The 19,313-nt window shown below is 75.0% G+C and carries 20 protein-coding genes and 1 pseudogene; 12 read left to right on the forward strand and 9 right to left on the reverse strand.

The genetic code is table 11. From position 1 onward, the window contains the following. The first annotated feature begins 19 nt into the window (after window positions 1-19). From ACIQOW_RS32870 to ACIQOW_RS32885, 4 genes are read left to right on the forward strand one after another with little or no spacing between them, the layout of a single operon-like run. The gene (locus tag ACIQOW_RS32870) at window positions 20-196 is read left to right on the forward strand and encodes a hypothetical protein (RefSeq protein ID WP_401091152.1); all 177 of its coding nucleotides are present in this window, start codon (window positions 20-22) and stop codon (window positions 194-196) included. A 19-nt stretch (window positions 197-215) separates the two neighbouring features. After that, window positions 216-797 (forward strand): hypothetical protein, encoded by a 582-nt coding sequence (locus ACIQOW_RS32875; protein ID WP_401091153.1) that lies wholly within the window; start codon window positions 216-218, stop codon window positions 795-797. After that, on the forward strand, window positions 794-988 hold the full coding sequence (locus ACIQOW_RS32880; protein ID WP_401091155.1) for a hypothetical protein: 195 nt from the start codon (window positions 794-796) through the stop codon (window positions 986-988). The genes ACIQOW_RS32875 and ACIQOW_RS32880 overlap by 4 nt, the downstream gene beginning before the upstream one ends. A 24-nt stretch (window positions 989-1,012) precedes the next feature. Beyond that, entirely contained in the window at window positions 1,013-1,234 is a 222-nt protein-coding gene (locus ACIQOW_RS32885) for a hypothetical protein (protein WP_401091157.1), read from the forward strand. 63 nt (window positions 1,235-1,297) lie between these two features. Here the strand turns inward: ACIQOW_RS32885 and ACIQOW_RS32890 are convergent, their stop codons facing one another. Continuing rightward, complete coding sequence (locus tag ACIQOW_RS32890) at window positions 1,298-2,902, reverse strand: recombinase family protein (protein WP_401091159.1); 1,605 nt, start codon at window positions 2,900-2,902, stop codon at window positions 1,298-1,300. Between ACIQOW_RS32890 and ACIQOW_RS32895 the strand changes: the two genes are divergently transcribed. Together ACIQOW_RS32895 and ACIQOW_RS32900 are read left to right on the forward strand one after the other, a co-directional pair. Further along, window positions 2,901-3,269 carry a hypothetical protein gene (locus ACIQOW_RS32895; RefSeq protein WP_401091161.1) on the forward strand — a complete coding sequence of 123 codons (369 nt, stop codon included), beginning with the start codon at window positions 2,901-2,903 and terminating at the stop codon, window positions 3,267-3,269. The two genes, ACIQOW_RS32890 and ACIQOW_RS32895, sit on opposite strands and share 2 nt — an antisense overlap. Further along, entirely contained in the window at window positions 3,266-4,096 is an 831-nt protein-coding gene (locus ACIQOW_RS32900) for an MOSC domain-containing protein (RefSeq protein WP_401091163.1), read from the forward strand. The genes ACIQOW_RS32895 and ACIQOW_RS32900 overlap by 4 nt, the downstream gene beginning before the upstream one ends. Window positions 4,097-4,126: 30 nt before the next feature. Here the strand turns inward: ACIQOW_RS32900 and cobC are convergent, their stop codons facing one another. Both cobC and ACIQOW_RS32910 read right to left on the reverse strand, forming a co-directional pair. Continuing rightward, entirely contained in the window at window positions 4,127-5,173 is a 1,047-nt protein-coding gene (gene cobC / locus ACIQOW_RS32905) for an Rv2231c family pyridoxal phosphate-dependent protein CobC (RefSeq protein WP_401091165.1), read from the reverse strand. An 81-nt stretch (window positions 5,174-5,254) separates the two neighbouring features. Then, the gene (locus ACIQOW_RS32910; RefSeq protein ID WP_401091167.1) at window positions 5,255-6,175 is read right to left on the reverse strand and encodes a cobalamin biosynthesis protein; all 921 of its coding nucleotides are present in this window, start codon (window positions 6,173-6,175) and stop codon (window positions 5,255-5,257) included. A gap of 361 nt (window positions 6,176-6,536) precedes the next feature. Here ACIQOW_RS32910 and ACIQOW_RS32915 point away from each other — a divergent pair, with 361 nt between their 5' ends. From ACIQOW_RS32915 to ACIQOW_RS32925, 3 genes are all read left to right on the forward strand, one after another. Beyond that, window positions 6,537-7,928 (forward strand): MFS transporter, encoded by a 1,392-nt coding sequence (locus tag ACIQOW_RS32915; protein WP_401091168.1) that lies wholly within the window; start codon window positions 6,537-6,539, stop codon window positions 7,926-7,928. Window positions 7,929-7,930: 2 nt separating this feature from the next. Beyond that, window positions 7,931-8,956, forward strand: a complete 1,026-nt coding sequence (locus ACIQOW_RS32920) for a TolB family protein (RefSeq protein ID WP_401091255.1) — start codon at window positions 7,931-7,933, stop codon at window positions 8,954-8,956. A 146-nt stretch (window positions 8,957-9,102) separates the two neighbouring features. After that, window positions 9,103-9,900 carry a hypothetical protein gene (locus ACIQOW_RS32925; protein WP_401091170.1) on the forward strand — a complete coding sequence of 266 codons (798 nt, stop codon included), beginning with the start codon at window positions 9,103-9,105 and terminating at the stop codon, window positions 9,898-9,900. A gap of 202 nt (window positions 9,901-10,102) precedes the next feature. Here the strand turns inward: ACIQOW_RS32925 and ACIQOW_RS32930 are convergent, their stop codons facing one another. Next, the gene (locus ACIQOW_RS32930) at window positions 10,103-11,056 is read right to left on the reverse strand and encodes an EamA family transporter (RefSeq protein WP_401091172.1); all 954 of its coding nucleotides are present in this window, start codon (window positions 11,054-11,056) and stop codon (window positions 10,103-10,105) included. A gap of 170 nt (window positions 11,057-11,226) precedes the next feature. Here ACIQOW_RS32930 and ACIQOW_RS32935 point away from each other — a divergent pair, with 170 nt between their 5' ends. Together ACIQOW_RS32935 and ACIQOW_RS32940 are read left to right on the forward strand one after the other, a co-directional pair. Then, window positions 11,227-11,736, forward strand: a complete 510-nt coding sequence (locus ACIQOW_RS32935; RefSeq protein WP_401091174.1) for a MarR family winged helix-turn-helix transcriptional regulator — start codon at window positions 11,227-11,229, stop codon at window positions 11,734-11,736. A gap of 153 nt (window positions 11,737-11,889) precedes the next feature. Continuing rightward, window positions 11,890-12,342 carry a hypothetical protein gene (locus tag ACIQOW_RS32940; protein WP_401091176.1) on the forward strand — a complete coding sequence of 151 codons (453 nt, stop codon included), beginning with the start codon at window positions 11,890-11,892 and terminating at the stop codon, window positions 12,340-12,342. A 96-nt stretch (window positions 12,343-12,438) separates the two neighbouring features. Here ACIQOW_RS32940 and ACIQOW_RS32945 read toward each other — a convergent pair whose 3' ends face one another. Beyond that, complete coding sequence (locus tag ACIQOW_RS32945) at window positions 12,439-13,671, reverse strand: FAD-dependent monooxygenase (protein ID WP_401091178.1); 1,233 nt, start codon at window positions 13,669-13,671, stop codon at window positions 12,439-12,441. A gap of 118 nt (window positions 13,672-13,789) precedes the next feature. On the opposite strand from ACIQOW_RS32945, the gene ACIQOW_RS32950 reads away from it, so the two are divergent. Further along, complete coding sequence (locus tag ACIQOW_RS32950) at window positions 13,790-14,401, forward strand: TetR/AcrR family transcriptional regulator (protein ID WP_401091179.1); 612 nt, start codon at window positions 13,790-13,792, stop codon at window positions 14,399-14,401. Between the two features lie 99 nt (window positions 14,402-14,500). On the opposite strand, the pseudogene cpt reads toward ACIQOW_RS32950, so the two are convergent. From cpt to ACIQOW_RS32970, 4 genes and pseudogenes are all read right to left on the reverse strand, one after another. Next, window positions 14,501-15,022, reverse strand: a pseudogene (gene cpt, locus ACIQOW_RS32955) (chloramphenicol phosphotransferase CPT); the annotation flags it as partial. Window positions 15,023-15,152: 130 nt separating this feature from the next. Further along, a complete protein-coding gene (locus tag ACIQOW_RS32960; protein WP_401091181.1) occupies window positions 15,153-16,553 on the reverse strand; it encodes a cobyrinate a,c-diamide synthase in 1,401 nt (466 codons plus the stop codon). Between the two features lie 4 nt (window positions 16,554-16,557). Beyond that, window positions 16,558-17,163, reverse strand: coding sequence for a cob(I)yrinic acid a,c-diamide adenosyltransferase (cobO, locus tag ACIQOW_RS32965; protein ID WP_401091183.1), 606 nt, complete (start codon window positions 17,161-17,163; stop codon window positions 16,558-16,560). 3 nt (window positions 17,164-17,166) lie between these two features. Continuing rightward, complete coding sequence (locus ACIQOW_RS32970) at window positions 17,167-19,305, reverse strand: putative cobaltochelatase (RefSeq protein WP_401091185.1); 2,139 nt, start codon at window positions 19,303-19,305, stop codon at window positions 17,167-17,169. Window positions 19,306-19,313 lie beyond the last annotated feature (8 nt).

Below are 19,313 nucleotides of genomic sequence, written 5' to 3' on the forward strand. Positions count from 1 at the left end.
CCCATGGAAGGAACGCGCGATGAAGTCCCCAGTCGGAACCCACGAACTGCCCTGCGGCGCGACCGTGCGCGTCTTCGCCGACCACGACGACAGCGACGGCTACAGCCTGGAAATCGCCCACGACGGCCAGACCGTCCGCTACGACTCCGGCCACTCCGCCCGCGAAGTCCAGGCGTTCCTGGCCCTGTTCACCTAGATGACGGAGAGAGAGCCCCATGACAACCGCACCTGAGACCGTACGCCTGGACGAGCAGCGCTTCCCCTGCAAGTACGACGGCCCTCGCGACTACGCCCGCACCCACGTGGACGGCGAAGGCGACATCGGCCTACTCGTCCACTGCGGCGAGACCACCGCGTCCATCTACCTGAACCCGGAGGTCGCCGAGTCGCTGGGCAACACCCTGATCCAGTCGGCCGCGCAGTCCCGCACCACCGTGCTGGAGATCGAGCGCGTGCGCCAGGAGGAGGCCGAGGCCGCCCGACGCCTCGGGGAGATGGAAGCCGCCCGCCAGGCCGAGCAGGCCCGCCAGGACGGGAACCCCTACCTGGTGGCCGGCGGCTCCACCTCCCCGGCCGCCCTCCCGCAGCCGGTCCTGGCCGACCAGCTCACCGCCCCGCAGCCCGCCATCCCCGAGATACCGTCCGCGCTGCCCACCTTCGCCGACGTCATGCTGCCGCAGGACGGCACCGCGGAACGCGAGCGCGCGTTCCTGCGCGCCTCCGAACTTCTCGGCCCGGACGCCGGAGTCGCCTCCAAGATCGCCATGGCGAACTACCTGCTGAAGGGAGCGGCGTGACCCTCCCCGTGATCCACGCCGTCGTCCACCAGGCGGCCCGCGCCTACGAGGCCCGCACCCCGGCGGGCGAACGCGTCATCGTCATCGAGACCGAGCACCACGCGCCCGGACAGCTCACCCGGACGGTCGTCCCCCTCCCGGAGCACGTCGCACTCGACCTCGCCACCGACATCGAAGATTGCAGTTGGTGACAGCCTCGGTGGTTGGATGTCCGCATGAGCGGGCCCGACCACCGGGTGATCGCCGAGGTCACCCTGCGCAGGCTCCAGGCCGACCGCTGCAACGGCGAGTATCTGCTGACCCAGTACCTCAGCACCACGGAGGCCAGGACCCTGCTGGCTTGCTCCGACGTGCCTGACCACGCGGTGGAACTGCTGGCCGAGATCGGCCGCACCCGCCGCCTCGCCCTGGCCCTGCTCCGAATCCTGTCCACCTGACCCACGTCAAGGCCCCCGGCCGGCACTGCTCGCACAGTGCTGACCGGGGGCCTTTTCCTCGTTTCAGGACTCGTCTGCCCCGGACTCCTCCGCCTTCTCCCCATCCCCCTTCTCCGGCGGCTTCCACGCCCGCGGCTTCTTCCACACGATGACCAGCCGGTCCGCCGTGAGCCGCGCCCCCGGGTAAGGGGCCTTCAACAGGAACACCCGCTCGATCGCCAGCCGCAGCAGCTGCCCCCGGTAGTGGGCGTCCGAGGTCTCCCACAGCTCCAGACACCGCTTGGGATTTCTCAACACCGAGATGTCCGCCATCGGCTTCGCCACCGCTTCCCACTCCTTCCGGGCGCTCTCCACGTCCTCCACCGCAGCCCGGCGCAGCTTGATGAACGTCTCCTCGCCGTCGCGGCCGGTGTAGGCCCCGCCCGCGTTGAGGCGGTCGAGGCGGGCCACGGCCTCCTCCGCCAGCTTGATCTGGCCTCGGGCCTCGGACTCCTTCTGGCTCTCCTCCGGCTGCGAGAGGACCACCCAGCCTTCCGCGACGGCCGCCATCACGGGACTCAGCGGAGCAGAGGTGGTCAGCTTCTTGTGCCACTCCTCAGCGAGAACGCGTTCCACCGAGGTTCGCATGCCGGTCACCGGGCCGGGGCAGTCGGCCATCCCAAGGTTGAGCCGGCCGCACCGGAACGACTGGCCGTGGATCGTCGCCAAGTGCCCCTTCTTCGGGTCACGGCCCCCGCCGTCGCACCACATCAGCCCCGACGCAGGCGAGCGCTCGACCGGCTTCGACTGCTCGTCCACGGTCGGCAGATTCTTGCGCCGCTCGAACCCGGCCGCGATCCTCCGGTGCTTGTCCCAGACCTCCTGCGGGATGCCCTCCACCCCCTTGGCGAACACCCGCACCGGCTTGCCCTTGGCGTTCAGGTACAGCTGGGCGTGCCCGTTCACCGTCACGATCTGCCACCCCAGGTAGACGGGGTTCCGCAGGATCTTGCCGACCGTATTCGAGCGGAACGGGCCGCCCCGGGTCGCCCGGAAGCCGTCGGCGGTCAGCCCGAGCGCGATCTTCCGGTTCGACTTGCCCTCCGCAGCCTCCCGGTGGATGCGCTCGGCCACCGGCCACAGCTTGCCGTGCTTGAGCTTGCGCTTCTTCGTGACCTTCAGCCCGAAGGGCGGCATGGTCAGCCACTTGCCCTCTTCGCGCTGCTGGGCCTTGGTGTCCCGGACCTTCTCCGACAGGACCCGGCTGTACTCGCGGGCGTCCTCCGCCTTGCCGACGATGCGGACGCGGTCGGCCGGGATCTCGGTGTCCAGACGGTCCAGGTCGAACACCAGACGCTTGCCCGGAACGTCCAGAATCTTCAGCACATCGCCCGCACCCTGGCGGGAGTAGCGGGAGGAGTCGTACACCCACAGGCAGTCCGAGTCCCCTTCGAGAAGGGCGTGCACCGCTTCATCGAAGTCCGGTCGCTTCACGCCCTTCTTGTAGGCCGAAAGGTTCTCGCGGAAGACACGGCGGATCGTGTAGCCGTTCTGCTTACCCCACGCCCGGCCCCGCGTCTCCTGTGCCTTCAGTGACAGGATGTCCCGCGCAGCCGTACCCCGCACGACCTGCGACTTCCGCAGAAGCAGGTCGAGGTATCGCACCGGTCCGGCAGGCTTGCGAGCCATGGTTCCACTCTCCAGTCAGCGGCACGAGCCTGCATCCTGGAGGTGCAAGGGCGACCCGTCGCTCTGGATGGACGAGGCGAACACCTTCATCGCCCCGCCGCTCGGTCTGCCCGAACTCCCGTACATCCGTTGGACGGAGGAGTTCCGGGAGGACCCGGACGGGCTGCACTGGAAGACCAGGGACGTGGTCGCCTGGGCCGCCGGGCGCCCGTTCGTCTGGGTGGACGACGAACTCGGCCCGCAGGACATCGAGTGGATCGAGGCGAACCACCCGGCCCCGGCACTGGCCCTCTGGGTCGACCCGCGGATCGGACTGCGGGAGCTGCACTTCGAGGCTCTGCGGGAATGGGCGGAGGAGGACGAGTGACGGGCGTGGCCGAGGCGGGAGCGAACGGAACGCGAGTGGCCGGTACGGTCGAACGGCTGCGGCGCTACCCGGTGAAGGGGCTGCTCGGCGAGGAACTCGACCGGGCCGAGGTGACCGGCCGGGGCCTGGCCGGCGACCGCGAGCGGGCGCTGCTCGACCTGGCCACCGGCCGGGTGGCCAGCGCCAAGCGCCCCCGGCTGTGGGCCGGCCTGCTCGGGTACACGGCCAGGACCACGACGGACGGCCGCGTGGCCGTCAGCGGCCCGGACGGCCGGGGCGCGGACGAGCGGGAGCTGTCCGAGGCGCTCGGCCGCGAGGTCGCGCTGATCGACGAGCGCCCGCCCGGCGCGACCGTCGAACGGGCCGTTCCCGAGGAGGTGCTGGCTCGCGGAAGCGCGGCCGAAACCGACTTCACCGTCAACGAGTTGGGCCGCGCCGCACCGGACGGCGGCTTCTTCGACTTCGCGCCGCTGCACCTGATCACCACCTCGACCCTGCGCGCCACCGGCAGCGAGGCCGAGCGCTACCGGCCGAACCTGGTGATCCGCACCGAGGGCGAGGGCTACGTCGAGAACGCCTGGGTGGGGCGGGAGTTGGCGATCGGCCCGACCCTGCGCCTGCGAGTCATCGCGCCCACCCCGCGCTGCGCCGTCCCCACCCTGCGGCACGGGCCGCTGCCCCGCCGCCCCGAGGCGCTGCGCATCCCGGCCGAGCGGAACCGGGTGGTGCCGCTGGACGGCATGCCGGCGTTGCCCTGCGCGGGGGTGTACGCCCGGGTGGTGGTGCCGGGCGTGATCAGGACCGGGGACCGGATCACGATGGACTGAACGCGGCCGTCCGCCCGGGCGGGCCTGCCGTCACGCCGAACCGAGCACGGCCCCAAGGGCGTCGAGGAAGCGGTCGGTGGTCTCCTCGTCCCGGACGGCGATCCGCAGCCACTCCTGGCCCAGCCCCGGGAAGGTGTCCCCGCGCCGGACGGCGAAGCCGTGCGCGCGCAGCCGCTCCCGGACCGCCGCCGCCTCCGGCAGCCGTACCAGCACGAAGGAGGCGGCCGGTTCGCCGTGCAGTCGCACCGACCGGAAGGCGGCCAGTCCCTTCACCAGGTGCTCGCGCCGGAGCGCCAGTTCGGCCGCCGCCCGCTCCGCCTCGGCGAGCGCGTCCGGGCCGCTGCACACCTCGGCGGCGGCCAGCGCGGGGGTGGAGACCGGCCAGAGCGGCTGGGCGGCGCCGAGGTCGGCGATCAGCGGGGCCGGGCCGAGCACGTAGCCGATCCGCAGCCCGGCCAGGCCCCAGGTCTTGGTGAGGCTGCGCAGCACGACGACCCGGCCGGGCAGGTCGCGGACGGAGGCCAGGGACTCCCGCTCGCCCGGCACGGCGTCCATGAACGCCTCGTCCACCACCAGGGTGCGCCCTGGCCGGGCCAGCGCGGCGACGGCCTCGGCGGGGTGGAGGACGGAGGTCGGGTTGGTCGGGTTGCCGAGGACGACCAGGTCAGCCTCCTCGGGGACGGCGCCCAGCCGGAACCCGTCGCCGGGGGAGAGCAGCACCCGGTGCACCCGGTGCCCGGCGTCCCGCAGTGCCGCCTCCGGCTCGGTGAACTGCGGGTGCACGACGACGATGTGACGTGACGTCAGTACCCGCGCGAGCAGGACGAAGGCCTCGGCCGCCCCCGAGGTGAGCAGCACCTCCTCGACCGGGCGGGCGTGCCGGGCGGCCACCGCGGCGCGCGCGGCGCTCTGGTCGGGATAGGCGGCGAGGTCGCCGAGGGTGGCCGCGAGGTGCTCGCGCAGCCAGGCCGGGGGAGTGCCGGTGCGGACGTTGACGGCGAGGTCGACCAGGCCGAGCCCGTCGGCGCGCACCTCGGCGTCGCCGTGGTGGCGCAGGTCGGGTTCGGGGGCGGTCACGTGGGGTCTCCTTGTGGGCGGTGCGGATGGTGGGGGCGATGTGGACGGCGTGGGCGGTCGGGTTCGGGCGCGGGCGGGAGGTCAGGGCCGGAGGTGGACGGGGTGGACCTCGTACGGGCCGGGCGGCACGGTGAGCCGCGCACCGTCACCGAGGGTGACCAGGGCCACGGTGTGGCCGTGGGAGGCGAGGGCGACGGCCGTCCCGGTGCGGTCGAGCGCCCTCCCGGAGGCGTCGAGCGGTGCCCGGGGGCCGTCCGGCACCGCGATCCGCCAGGTGTCCGGCCGGAGCACACCGGCCACCGCCGCGACCGCCGCCGGCGTGCCCACCACCGCCGAGGCGCTCCGCAGCTCCGCCCGGACCCGCGGCCCCGATACGCAGGATCCGGACCCGGACCCGGACCCGGGGCCGAGGACGGGGCCGGGTTTGGGGCCGAGGTCGAGCAGCGCGATCCGTCCGGGCACCGTCGCCCGGGCGATCGCGACCGTCGCCCCCGCCGACCTGCGCTTGGCGACCACCAGCCGCCCGCCCGGCGCGCTCGCGAGCGCCGCCGCCTCGGCCACGCTCGCGGTGCCGACGGCCGCGCCGACCACGGCGGAGGGGTTCGGCACCGGCACTCCCGCCAGCGCCGCCGCCGGGTACTCGTCCACCGGTACCCCGGTGAGGTGTTCGGCCGCCCAGCGCACCGCCGGGTGGTCCGCCTTGCCCGCCACGGTCGCCAGCCGGGCCACCGCGGAGCGGGCCAGGCAGGCCTCCGCGAGGGTGTCCGTCAGCAGCCGCAGCACCTCGGTCCGTTCGGCGCGGCTGCTCGCGCCGATGCCGGCCACCAGGGTGCGGGGGAGGACCGGCAGGCTGCCGCCCGGGTCGTCCCGCTCGTACTCGCTGTCCCGGTCGTGCCGGTCGTCCCGGCGGTGCCCGTCGTGCCGGTCGTCCGGGGCGGCGATCCGCAGGACCGGGGCGTCCTCGGGCCCGTCGGCCGGGACGGCTGCGACCAGTCCGATCACGTGCCGCACTCCTTCGTCACAAGCTCCGGAGATCCCACCACGCCCGGCCGGAACGGGTCAATCGCGACAGGTGCGACCTCCGGCGCCGGTCCGTGCCGGCGGGCCCGCCCGGCGCGGCAGCTGTTCGCCTGTTCTTCACCTCCGTTGTGAGGTACACGACACCACGGCGCTCCTACTGTTCTCGGCGCTCCCGCCCGGGAAGCCCCGACATCCGGAGGACCCCCATGGCCTTCGCACGACCGCGCACCCCAGGCACGCCCACGGCCGGTGCCCCTGCCTCCGTTTCCTCCTCCTCCGCGCGTCCCGCCCGGGGCCCGGCCGGCCGCGGCACCGCCACCACCGGAATCCGGAACTGACGCCCGTGTACGTCGCGGACTCCCGCAGTTCGAAGGCCCCCGACGCGCCGGCCACCGGCCAGGCCCGGCGGGGCGCCGCCCTGCGCACCGTGCCCGGGGCGGTCATCGCCCTCGGCACCGTCAGCCTGGTCACCGACATCTCCTCCGAGATGGTCACCGCCGTCCTCCCCCTCTACCTGCTCACCGGTCTCGGCCTCTCCCCGCTCGGCTTCGGCCTGCTCGACGGCATCCAGAACGGCTTCAGCGCCCTGGTCCGGCTGGTCGGCGGCCACCTCGCCGACCGCCGCGGCCGGGACGGCGCCGCCCGGCACAAGGCCGTCGCGGCCGTCGGGTACGGGCTGTCCGCGCTGTGCCGTCCGCTGCTGCTGTTCGTCCACACCGTCCCGCTGATCGGCGCCGTGATCGCCGTCGACCGCACCGGCAAGGGCCTGCGCACCGCACCCAGGGACGCGATGATCTCGCTGGCCACCGAACCCGCGCACCGCGGCCGGGCGTTCGGCGTGCACCGGGCGATGGACACGGCCGGTGCCCTGCTCGGCCCGCTCACCGCCTTCCTGGTGCTGCGGCTGGCCGGCGGCCCGCTGCTCGCCGACGGCGGCGAGCGGCACGGCTACGACGCGGTGTTCACGGTCAGCGCGTGCGTCGCGGCGCTCGGCGTGCTGATCCTGCTGCTGTTCGTGCCGAACCGCGGCAGTCGTGACGACTTGTCGACTTCCACCCCCTCGCTCCGCGACAGTCTCACCCTGCTGCGCCTGCCGGGCCTGCGCCGGCTGACGCTCTGCGCCGTCCTGCTCGGCCTCACCACCGTCAGCGACTCCTTCCTCTACCTGCTCGTCCAGCGCCGGCTGGACCTGCCCGTCGGCCTGTTCCCGCTGCTGCCGCTGGGCACCGCCGCCGCCTTCCTGCTGCTCGCCGTCCCGCTCGGCGCGCTCGCCGACCGGATCGGCCGCCACCGGCTCTTCCTCGCCGGGCACGGGGTGCTGCTGCTCGCGTACGGGCTTCTGCTCTCGCCGCTGCGCGGGGTGCCCGCGGCGCTCTGCGTCCTGCTGCTGCACGGCACCTTCTACGCGGCCACCGACGGCGTGCTCGCCGCCGCGGCCGCCGACACGGTGCCCGCCGGGCAGCGCGGCGCCGGGCTCGCCCTGGTCGGCACCGGGCAGGCGCTGGCCAGGTTCGCCTGCTCGCTGCTGTTCGGCGCGCTGTGGGGCGCGGTCGGCGGCCCGGCGGCGCTGGGCTGGTCGGCGGGCGCGCTGGCGCTGTGCGTGCTCGGCGCGGCGGCCGTGCTGCGCCCGTCCGAAGCCGATGCGGCCGCCGCCGGTGACGGGAGACCGGGAACCGCGGCCGGGCCCGTCACCGGCACGTCCCAACCCGCCCCCGCCGCCGAGGAGAAGCCGTGAACCTGCAGAACCGGACCAGGGTGATCGTCCTGCTGGTCGCCGTCGTGCTGCTCGGTGCGGTCGGCACCGGAGCCGTGCTCCACGCCGCCGACCGCACCGCCCGTCGGGACCAGGTCCAGCCCGGCGGTCCCGAGGTCGCCTCCGGCGCCGTGTCGCTCGGGGCGTCCGGCCACGGACGGCAGCTGCTGTTCCGCAACATGGCCTGGGGCCCGCACCGGGACGAGATCACCACCGTCCCAGCCGACCGCCCCGACGGCCCGCGCACCGCCTCCGGCGTCCAGTGCCTGCGCTTCCACGCCGCCGCCGGCACCGGCATCTGCCTCCAGGCCCAGCACGGCGCGCTGGAGGACACCTACCGCGCCGTGGTCCTGGACGACCACCTGCGCGAACTCCGGTCCTTCCCCGCCGCCGGCATCCCCACCCGCTCCCGGGTCTCGCCCTCCGGGCACCTCGCCGCCTGGACGGTCTTCGTCAGCGGCGACTCGTACGCGGGCAGCGACTTCTCCACCCGCACCTCGATCGTGGACGTCAGGGACTGGAACCTGCGGGAGAACCTGGAGGACTTCGCGGTCGTCCTGGACGGACACCCGTACCAGGCGCACGACGTCAACATCTGGGGCGTCACCTTCGCCGACGACAACACCTTCCACGCCACCCTCGCCAGCGCCGGGCGGACCCACCTGGTCCGCGGCGACCTCGCCGCCCGCACCCTCACCACCCTGCACGACAACGTCGAGTGCCCCTCGCTCTCCCCGGACGGCACCCGCGTCGCGTACAAGAAGCGCGTTCCCGGCCTGCCCGTCGACGCCCCGTGGCGGCTCTACGTGCTCGACCTCGCCACCATGACCGAGACCGCCACCGCCGAGCGGCGCAACATCGACGACCAGGTGCTCTGGTCCGGCGACGGCACCCTGGTGTACGCCCTGCCCGGCGACTACGGTGCGGACCTGTGGACCGTTCCGGCCGACGGTTCGGGCGGCGCGCAGCAGGTCACCAAGGCCGCGGTGGCCCCCGCCTACCTGGGCTGAGGAACTCTCGGCTACGGTCCCACGTCGTGCAGAGTGTGACGTGCCGGTCGAGCGTCCGGGCCGGGCGTACCGGCCGGACGTCCCGATCGAGCGCCCTGATCGAACGGGGGAGCAAGACAACCGTGGACGGTATCCCGCCCGAACGCATGGTGACCGATTCCTGGCCCGCCCTGCACGGCCGACCGGTCCTGCGGCGCACCGTCGCCGTCGGACTGGTGCTGTGCGTGTCCGTCGCCGCCGCCCTCGTGGTGCGCGGCGTCAACGCGTTCACCGTCGGCCGCACCGGCCGCGAGACCGACCGGGACCGCGCCGAACGCCTGGCCGGCCTGCACCCCTCCCAGCACCCCGGCGCAGGACGCTTCTACGTCCCGGTCGGCGCCGTCTACACCCACACCTCGGACGGCGCCCCGGTCGCCTACCTGCACTACCGCCTCGGCGGCGGGAGGGCTCCCGGCCTCGGCGACTTCCTCAGCGCCTACGACCTCCCCACGCCGGGGCCGGTCGCCCCGCTCCCGCCCGACCTGCTCGCCGCCCTCGGCGGCGACGAGCCGGCCGAGGCCTCGGAACTCCCCGAGTCCTCGCCGCCGACCGCCGCCGCCCCGTCCACGGAGTCCGTGACCCCGTCCGTCGCCCCGTCCGCCGACGCGACGCCCAGCGAGAGCCCCTCGCCGGAGGCCGCCCCCGCCGCCGAGGCCGGCCAGCTCGCCGCCGACCCCGCCGACCCCGTGGACCCGGACGCCGATCCGGCCCCCACCGCCGACGAGGCTCCCGCCACCGACCTCGCGCCGGAAGATCCCACCCCCGCACCGAGCCCCACCCCCACCGCGGACCCGACCCCCACCGACCTCCCCGCCCACGCCCCCACCGCCCGCCGCATCTACGTCGCCACCATCCCCGGCGGCCTCGCCGGCGCCGCCGACATCTACATCCGCGCCACCGGCTGAACCGGCGGTTGTTCCAGCGGGGCCGTGGCTCCTGCGGGCGGGCGGTGGCGCCGAGCCGCCGGCCCGGCGCTCCGGGAGGCCGCTTCCGCTGTGCCGCCGACCGGTCGCGAGGCCCGTCAGGTGCCGCCCGTCGCCCACCGCCCGCCGTACGTGTCTGCGCCCCGCCGGACGGGTTCGGCGGGGCGCAGGTGTGCGAGGGCTCTCAGCGGGCGGCCGCCGGTTCGGGGAGCGGAGCGGGTGTCGCGGCGGGGGCGGGGGTGGGGGCCGGTGCTGCGACCGGTGCCGGGGTGGGGCGGGCGGGGCACTGGCCGGCGAGCAGGGCGGCGAGGGCGAGGAGGAGGCCGAGGACCTGCCAGGGGGTGAGGGTCTGGCCGAGGACGAGGAGGCCGCCGAGGGTGGCGACGACCGGGTTGACCAGGCCGAGGAACGAGGCCGGGCCGGCGCCGAGCTGCTGGATGCCGCGGAACCAGAGGACGTAGCCGAGCGCGGTGCCGAACAGGCCGAGGTAGGCGAAGCCGGCCAGGTTGGCGGCGCTCAGGGCGGGCGGCGCGCCCTCGACCAGGGCGGCGAGCGGGACGAGGAAGACCGAGCCGGCCAGGAGCTGCCAGGCGGTGAGGTCGAGCAGGGTGGCGCCCTCGGGGCGCCCCCAGCGGCGGGTGAGGACGGTGCCCATGGCCATCAGCGCGACCCCGGCGACCATCGCCGCGATCCCGACGCCGTCCAGCCGCGCGCCGCTCTTGAGCACCAGCAGGGCGACCCCGCCGACCCCGACCAGCCCGGCGACCACCGCCCGCCGGCCCGGCCGCACACGCAGCACACCGATGGAGAACCCGGCGACGAGCAGCGGCTGGATCGCCCCGATGGTGGCCGCGACGCCGCCTGGCAGGCGGTACGCGCCGACGAACATCAGCGGGAAGAACAGCCCGATGTTGAGCATCCCGAGTACGGCTGCGCGCCCCCACCAGCGCCCCTTGGGAAGTCGGCGGCCGATCAGCAGCAGGAGGAGCCCGGCCGGGAGCGCGCGGAGCGCGGCGAGCAGCAGCGGGCGGCCGTCGGGCAGCAGCTGGGTGGTGACGAGGTAGGTGGTGCCCCAGGCTGCCGGGGCGAGTGCGGCGGTGGCGGCGATTCCCGCGCGCTTGCGGTCGATGACGGCCATGACGTTCCCCTGAACGTTGATTATCTGAACGTTGAGGTATTTTTACGCCTGGGAGTTGGCGAACGTCAAGTATGTGAATGTTAAGATATCTGCATCGGGTCGCCCGGACGGCTTCGGACGGGTGGGCGACCCGGCAGCTTCGCACAGACGGCTCCGGGAAGGCGGCGGGCATGCAGCAGCGCGACACCGTGGACGACATCGTCGAGCAGTGGGCCAGGGCCCGCCCCGACCTGGATTCCGGGCCGATGGCCCTGGTCGGCCGGCTGCGACGGCTCAACGTCCGGGTCGACAACGCACTGCGCGAGTACTTCACCCGCTGCGGCCTGGACTCCTCCGAGTTCGACGTCCTGGCCACCCTGCGCCGCTCCGGCGAGCCGTACGAGCTCAACGCCCGCGCGCTGCTCAAGTCCGCGATGGTCACCTCCGGCGCCATCACCAACCGGGTCGACCGGCTGTCCGCCAAGGGCCTGGTCGAGCGCAACCCCTGCCCGACCGACCGCCGCGCCGTCCTGGTCCGCCTCACCCCGGCCGGCAAGGAGCTGATCGACGGCGCCATGGACGGCCACGTCCGCAACGAGGAACGCATCCTCTCGGCCCTCGACCAGGACGAGCGCGCCCGGCTGGACGCCCTGCTGCGCAAGCTCCTCGTCGCGCACGGGGACACCGAACCGATCCTCTGAGCCGGGGCCGGCGCACTCTGGGGCCGGCGCGCTCCGGGGGCGCTCGGTACGGGTTTCGCCTGCGGTTCCGTCGGCCGCGGCCGACGGGCCGCGTGTCCAGCGGTGTCCCGGCGGCGTTATCCCCCGTGGAAGCCCACCGGAGGAGAGGCCCCGATGAAAGAGAAGACCCCCAGGGACATCGCCGTCGACGACCAGCTGCGGGCCGCCGGTGCGGAGGGCGCCCAGTGGCTCACCTCCGCCGGGTGGGGGCCGCCGGTGAGGGTGCCGCTGCAGAACGCGGCGAAGTGGCAGCAGGAGACCAGGGCCCGGATGCTGGCGTCGCAGGCGGACGAGTCCTGCACGTGGTGCGACCACCTGCTGTACGGCGGGCCGCAGCCGGTCGTCGTGCACGCGGAACACCCGACCCACCTGATCTGCCGCGCCTGCTCCGTCGCCGCCCGCTCCCGACGGGTCTGCCTCGACTGCGGGAAGCCGGCCGCCTCCGAGTCCCCGGCCGACGGGCGGGAGGACGTCTTCATGGGACCGGTGGCGATCTACACCCGGGTGCGCTGCGCCGCCTGTCACCGGGGCGACCCGCTCAGGGGGACCTTCGGCAAGGGCGCGTGACGCGGACGTCCGGCGCGCGGCTCGCCGGCGCGCGCCCGGCACACACAGCCGGTCGTTCAGCCCACCGCGCTCGGCTGTCGGCGTCCGGGGGTGCTCTCAGCCCGCCTCGCCCAGGTCCGGTGGCTGCCAGTCGTACGTCCGGGCCGAGGGGCCGAGCAGGGTGCGGGCGGGGAGGAGTCCGGCGAGGGTGAGGGCTGCGGTGCGCAGGCAGGTGGCGGCGGGGGAGCGGAGGGCGACGAGGCCGCCGATGCGACGGGAGCCGGCGGCGACCGCGGTGGTGCGGGGGAGCCGGGCTGCGGTGTAGGCGGGCAGGACGGCGGCCGGGTCGGTGGCGGGGGTGAGCAGGGAGGCGAGGATGAGCCCGTCCTCGATGGCCTGGCAGGCGCCCTGGCCCTGGAAGGGGCACATCGCGTGGGCGGCGTCGCCGAGGAGGGCGACCCTGCCGTGGTGGTGGGCGGGCAGCGGGTCGGTGAGGTCCCAGACGTCGTGGCGCAGCACGCGCCCGGGCTCGGCGAGGGCGAACAGCTGCGGCACCGGGGCGCACCAGTCGCCGTACCGGCGCAGGAGTTCGGAGCGCTCGTCGCCATCGGCGGCCCGCTCGCCGGCCGGGGCGAGGGCGGCGCCGTAGACGTAGACCCGGCCGTCGGCGAGCGGGACGATCCCGGCGAGGCGCCCGCGGCCCCACACCTCGCCGGCGGTGGCCGGGTGACGGCCGGGGGTGACGACGGTGCGCCAGCTGGTGAAGCCGCTGTAGCGGGGGCCGGGGTGCCGCGGGAAGAGCAGACCGCGGGTCGCGGAACGGATGCCGTCGGCGGCGACGACCAGCGCGGCGTTCTCCTCTCCGTCACCGGTGCGGACGACGGCGGGCTCGGCGGTGCTGCCGGGGGTGACGAGCGTGGCGGGCGAGCCGGTGCGGACGGTGCCCTCCGGGAGTGCGTCGACCAGGGCGGCGATGACGTCGGCGCGGGCGACGGCGGCGATCATGTCGCCGAAGCAGGCCTCCAGGGCCGAGGTGCTGGTGCGGGCGAGCCAGCGGCCGGAGGGGTGGCGCAGGCCGACGGCGGGGTGCGGGGTGGCGAGGGCGCGCAGCCGTTCGCCGACGCCGAGCCGGTCGAGGGAACGCAGGGCGTTGGGGGCCAGGACGAGCCCGGCGCCGACCGGTTCGAGAGATTCGGCGCGCTCGTGGACGCGTACCGGGACACCCTGGCGGTGCAGGGCGAGCGCGGCGGTGAGTCCGCCGATGCCGCCGCCGATGACGATCGCCTGCCTGTCGGTCTGGTGCCTGCCGTCCTGTTGCCTGCGCTGCCGCCTGTCCTGCTGGGCGTCCACGGGAGGGCTCCTCTCCTCGGACTACATCTGTAGTCTCCGTCTGCCAGCACCGTACTACAGGTGTAGTTCGCGGGACACTACTGCTGTAGTGAATTGGGATCGCCCGAGGAGAAAGGCCATGATCGGACCCATGACGCCCCCGCGCCCGACCCTGATCGCCGACGCCGCCGTCACCCTGATCGCCGAGCGTGGTCTGCGCGGGCTGACCCACCGCGCCGTGGACGAGGAGGCCGGCCTGCCCGCCGGCTCGACCTCCAACCTCGCCCGGACCAGGGCGGCCCTGCTCGAACTCGCGCTCACCCGGATCGTCGAGCGGGAGACCGAGGACCACCCGGTCCTCACCGGGCAGGCCCCCGCCGCGGCGCCGCCCGACCCCGCCGCCGCGCGGGCCCTCCTCGTACGGGTCGGTGCCGACGTGCTGTACCGGGCGCTCACCAGTGGGCGCCGGCTCACCCTGGCCCGCCTGGAGCTCGCGCTGGAGGCCACCCGGCGGCCCGAACTGCGCGCCGTCTACGACCGTCTGGGCACCCGCTTCGCCGACCTCGCCGCCGTCCTGCTCGCGCGGTGCGGCTCGGCCGACCCGACGGCGGACGCCCGCCGCCTGATCCGCTGGTGCGACGGGGTGCTGTTCAACGCGACGGCGGGCAGCGGGCACTGGCACATCCCGGCGCCGGAGGAACTGCGCGCCGAGATGGCGTGCTACCTCACCGTGCTGCTCGACCGGGAGTAGCGCGAAGGGCTACGAGGCGGTGTCGGCCCGGGCGTCGGGCGAACCGCCGGCCGTCGCCCGCGTGGCCCCGATCCGCGCGGTCTCGACCTGTGCGGCGATGACCTGCGTGGCGATGACCTGCGCGCAGTCCGCCGCGGAGGCCCGAGAGGTGTCCACCACCAGGTCGTACGTGACGCCCCGGTGCACCGACTTCGCCTGTGCGGCGGCCATCCCCGCCACCCGGTCGCCTCGCGCGGCCTCCCGGGCCGCGGCCACCGCCGGGTCGCAGCGCACCCCGACCCAGAGCACCTCCAGGCCCTCCAGGGCCGCTCGCCACCGGGCCTGCGAGGCGGTGCCGCCGAGGAACACCTCGTCCACCACGATCCGGGCCCCGGCCCGGGCCATCGCCGCCACGCCGACCGTCCAGGCGGCGTCCAGCGTCGCGAACACCGGACCGACCCGGACCGTGCCGTCCCCGTCCTCCAGTCCGCCGATCCCCTCGCCGCCGCTGCGCAGCGAGGGCGGCAGCGCGTCGACCATGGTGTCCGTGCCGAGGTGCAGCCACGGCTCCGGGAGCAACTCCTGGAGGCGTCCGGCGATGCTCGACTTGCCCGAGCTGGACCCGCCGTTGAGGACGATCACATGCATGCGCGCAGCATAGGCCGGGCACCCCGCGGCGTCGCGGCGTTTCCCCGCCGGAGGGCGTCGGGGCCGGCAGGGCATCGAGGCCGGCAGGGCATCGGGGACCGGCAGTGCGCCAGGAGGTCGCGCCCTACGCCGCCCCGGGCGCCCCCGCGGCCCCGGCCGCCCCCGCCGCGAACGCCGCCGCCGCGGACGTGAACGACGCCGCCAGCGCCGGCGCACCCGCCCAGTGCAGGTGCAGGTAGGAGGCGTGCACGTTGCCCTCCGCGAAGCCCTCCGTACGCGGCCCGGCCGGCAGGCGCCAGCCCCAGGCGGGGAGTTCGCCCGCGCCGGGCTCGCAGACCGTGCGGTGGAACTCGTGGCCGCGCAGCCTGGTGCCGGCCGGGGCCAGCGGGGAGTCGTGCAGCGCGACCGCCTCCCGGTAGCCGAGGGTGAGCCGCTCGGTCATCCGGGCGTCGGTGGCCAGCACGCCGCACATCGGCAGGCCGTCCAACTCCCGCCCCAGGTACAGCAGCCCGGCGCACTCGGCGGCGATCGGCGCGCCCGCGGCCGCGAACGCGGCGATGGCGGCGCGCAGCCGGTCGTTGCCGCTCAGCTCGCGCACGTACAGCTCGGGGAATCCGCCGCCGATCACCAGTCCGGCGGTGCCCTCGGGCAGCGCCGTGGCGTGCAGCGGGTCGAACGGGACCACCTCCGCGCCCGCGGCGCCCAGCAGTTCGGCGTTCTCGGCGTACGAGAAGGAGAACGCGGCGCCGCCCGCCACCGCGATCCGCGGCCGGCCGGCCACCGGGGTGACCTCGGCCGCCGGGTCCCACGGCTCGGCGTCCAACTCCGGCGCCGTCCGCGCCAGTTCGAGCAGCGCGTCCAGATCGACCGAGGAGGCGACCAGTTCGCCCATGTCGGCGACCGCCTTCAGGGCCTCGGCCGAGCGCTCCACGGCGGGGATCAGCCCGAGGTGGCGGGACGGCGTGGCGACCGCGGCCGAGCGGCGCAGCGCGCCCAGCACCGGTACGCCGGAGCCCTCCTCCAGCGCCTCGCGCAGGAGGTGCTCGTGCCGGTCGGAGGCGACCCGGTTGAGGATCACCCCGGCGAGCCGCACCTGCGGGTCCCAGGAGGCGAAGCCGTGCACCAGCGCGGCCACCGAGCGGGACTGCGAGGAGCCGTCCACCACCAGCACCACCGGTGCCCGCAGCAGCTTGGCGACGTGCGCCGTGGACGCCAGCTCCCCGCGCCCGGAGGCCCCGTCGAACAGGCCCATGACCCCCTCGACCACCGCGACGTCCGCCCCCGCCGCCCCGTGCAGGAACAGCGGCGCGATCCGCTCGGGCCCGCACATGAAGGCGTCCAGGTTGCGGCCCGGGCGCCCGGCGGCGAGCGCGTGGTAGCCCGGGTCGATGTAGTCGGGGCCGACCTTGTGCGGCGACACCGCCAGTCCGCGCGCGGCGAGCGCGGCGATCAGGCCGGTGGCGACGGTGGTCTTGCCGGCGCCCGAGGAGGGCGCGGCGACGACGAGGCGGGGAATGCTGCTCAACGGTCTACCACTCGATACCGCGCTGGCCCTTGCGGCCGGCGTCCATGGGGTGCTTGACCTTGGTCATCTCGGTGACCAGGTCGGCGAATCCGGTCAGCGCCTCGGGCGCGTACCGGCCGGTGATGACGACGTGCTGGCTGCCCGGGCGGTCCCTGAGCACGGCCACCACCTCGTCCGGGTCGATCCACCCCCAGTGCATCGGGTAGGTGAACTCGTCCAGCACGTAGAAGCGGTAGGTCTCGGCGGCGAGGTCCCGCTTGACCTGCTCCCAGCCCTCCTTGGCCGCCTCCTCGCTGGACATCTCCTGTTCGGCGGAGCGCTGGATCCAGGACCAGCCCGAGCCCATCTTGTGCCAGTCGACGGTGCCGCCCTCGCCGGAGGCGCCGAGCACGCGCAGCGCGTTCTCCTCGCCGACCTTCCACTTGGCGGACTTCACGAACTGGAACACCCCGACCGGCCAGCCCTGGTTCCAGGCCCGCAGCGCCATGCCGAACGCGGCCGTGGACTTGCCCTTGCCCGGGCCGGTGTGCACGGCGGTGATCGGCAGCGTACGGCGCTGGCGGGTGGTCATGCCGTCGTCGGGAACGCTCTCGGGGACACCCTTGGGCATCGGTCAGGCCGCCTTTCGCATGGTGGTGGTCGAACGGCTCTCGGAGCGGTTCTCGGAGCGGTTGGCGCGGACGAGCGAGGCCACGCCCTCGGCGCGCAGCTCGTCCAGGCTGACGGCGGTGCCGCCGAGCAGCCCGGCCAGGGTGTGGGCCAGCCCCAGCCGGACCGGGCCCGACTCGCAGTCCAGCACCACGCTCGCGGCGCCCTGCGCCGCGAACAGCGCGGCCGCGCGGTGCGACTGCGCGAGCGCGTCCCGCCCGCCGGTGGCCCGGCCGTCGGTCACCACGACCAGCAGCGGGCGCCGGTTCGGGTCGCGCAGCCGCTCCACCCGCAGCACCTCGTGCGCGCGCAGCAGGCCGGCGGCCAGCGGGGTCCGGCCGCCGGTGGGCAGCGACTCCAGCCGGGCCGCGCCGACCTCCACGGAGGAGGTGGGCGGCAGCGCCAGTTCGGCGCCCGAGCCGCGGAAGGTGATCATCCCGATCTTGTCCCGGCGCTGGTAGGCGTCCATCAGCAGCGACAGCACCGCGCCCTTGACGGCGGTCATCCGCTGCCGGGCGGCCATCGAACCGGAGGCGTCCACCACGAACAGCACCAGGTTGGACTCCCTTCCCTGGCACACCTGCTCGCGGAAGTCGTCCTTGCGCAGCACCAGCGCCCGACCGCTGCGCCCGCGCGCGGCCTGGTGCGGCGCGGCGGCCTGGAGGGTCGCGGTCAGGTGCAGCCGGCCGAGCGCGCCCTGCGGGCGGCGGGCGCGGACGGTGTGCCCGCCGGTGGTCTCGGCGGGGGAACGGCGGCCCTGGGCGCCGTGGCCGGTGCCGCGGACGGTGAACAGCCGGGTCCGGTACGGGTCTCCGGCCGCGACCGGCGACGACTCCCGTGCGGGGGCCGGGTGTTGGGCCGGGTGTTGGGCCGGTACGGGCTGCTGCGCGGGTGCGTCGCCGCCCTCGGCGCTCTCGGCACCGCCGGTGCCGTCGGGGGCGGTGGCCTCCGGAGTGCCGCCGTCGGACGGATCGGGCGCCCCGCCGCCGTCCGGGCCGCCCCCGTCAGGGCCGTCGCCGTTGCCGGGGCCGTCGCCGTCGGGCCCCGGACCGTCGCCCTCGGGCTCGGGGTCCGGCTCGGGGTCGTCGCCCTGTGCCTGCTCCTCCAGCGTGCGCTCCAGCTGCTCCTCGTCCAGTCCGGGCGCGTCGAAGGGGTTGCGCCGGCGCCGGTGCGGCAGCGCAAGCCGGGCCGCCTTGCGGACGTCCTCCTCCAGCACCTCGGTGCGCCCGTCCCAGGCGGCCAGCGCGACGGCCGTGCGGGCCATCACGATGTCCGCGCGCAGCCCGTCCACCTCGAACGCGGCGCAGACGGCGGTGATCTGACGCAGTGCCACATCCGGCAGCTCCACCTTGGGAAGCAACTCCCGTGCGGTGGTGATGCGTTCGGCGAGTGCCCGCTCCTCCTCGGCGAACCGCGCGGCGAAGCCGGCCGGGTCCACGTCGTACGCGAGCCGGCGGCGGACCACCTCGGCGCGCTCGACCGGGTCGCGGGTGGCGGCGATCTCGACGGTCAGGCCGAACCGGTCGAGCAGCTGCGGCCGCAGCTCGCCCTCCTCCGGGTTCATCGTGCCGACCAGCAGGAACCGGGCCGCGTGCCGCACCGACACGCCCTCGCGCTCGACGTAGGAGCGCCCCATCGCGGCGGCGTCCAGCAGCAGGTCCACCACGTGGTCCTGGAGCAGGTTGACCTCGTCGATGTAGAGCACGCCGCGGTGCGCCCTGGCGAGCAGCCCCGGCTCGTAGGCCTTGACGCCCTCGGCCAGCGCCCGCTCCAGGTCGAGCGAGCCGACGATCCGGTCCTCGGCCACGCCGACCGGCAACTCGACCAGCTGGGACGGCCGTTCGGAGAAAGGCGGGGAGACGTGCGGCCCGTCCGGGCACTGCGGGTCGGGCGCGGCCGGGTCGCAGGCGAAGCGGCAGCCGTCCACGGTGGCGATGGACGGCAGCAGGCCGGCCAGCGCGCGCACCATGGTCGACTTCGCGGTGCCCTTCTCGCCGCGCACCAGCACGCCGCCCACGGCCGGGGAGACCGCGTTCAGCAGCAGCCCGAGCCGCAGGTCGGCCATGCCGACGATCGCGGTGAACGGATAGCGGACGTCACTCATGCCGTACC

This window comes from Kitasatospora sp. NPDC091335 (genome assembly GCF_044757205.1).
Lineage (GTDB): Bacteria > Actinomycetota > Actinomycetes > Streptomycetales > Streptomycetaceae > Kitasatospora.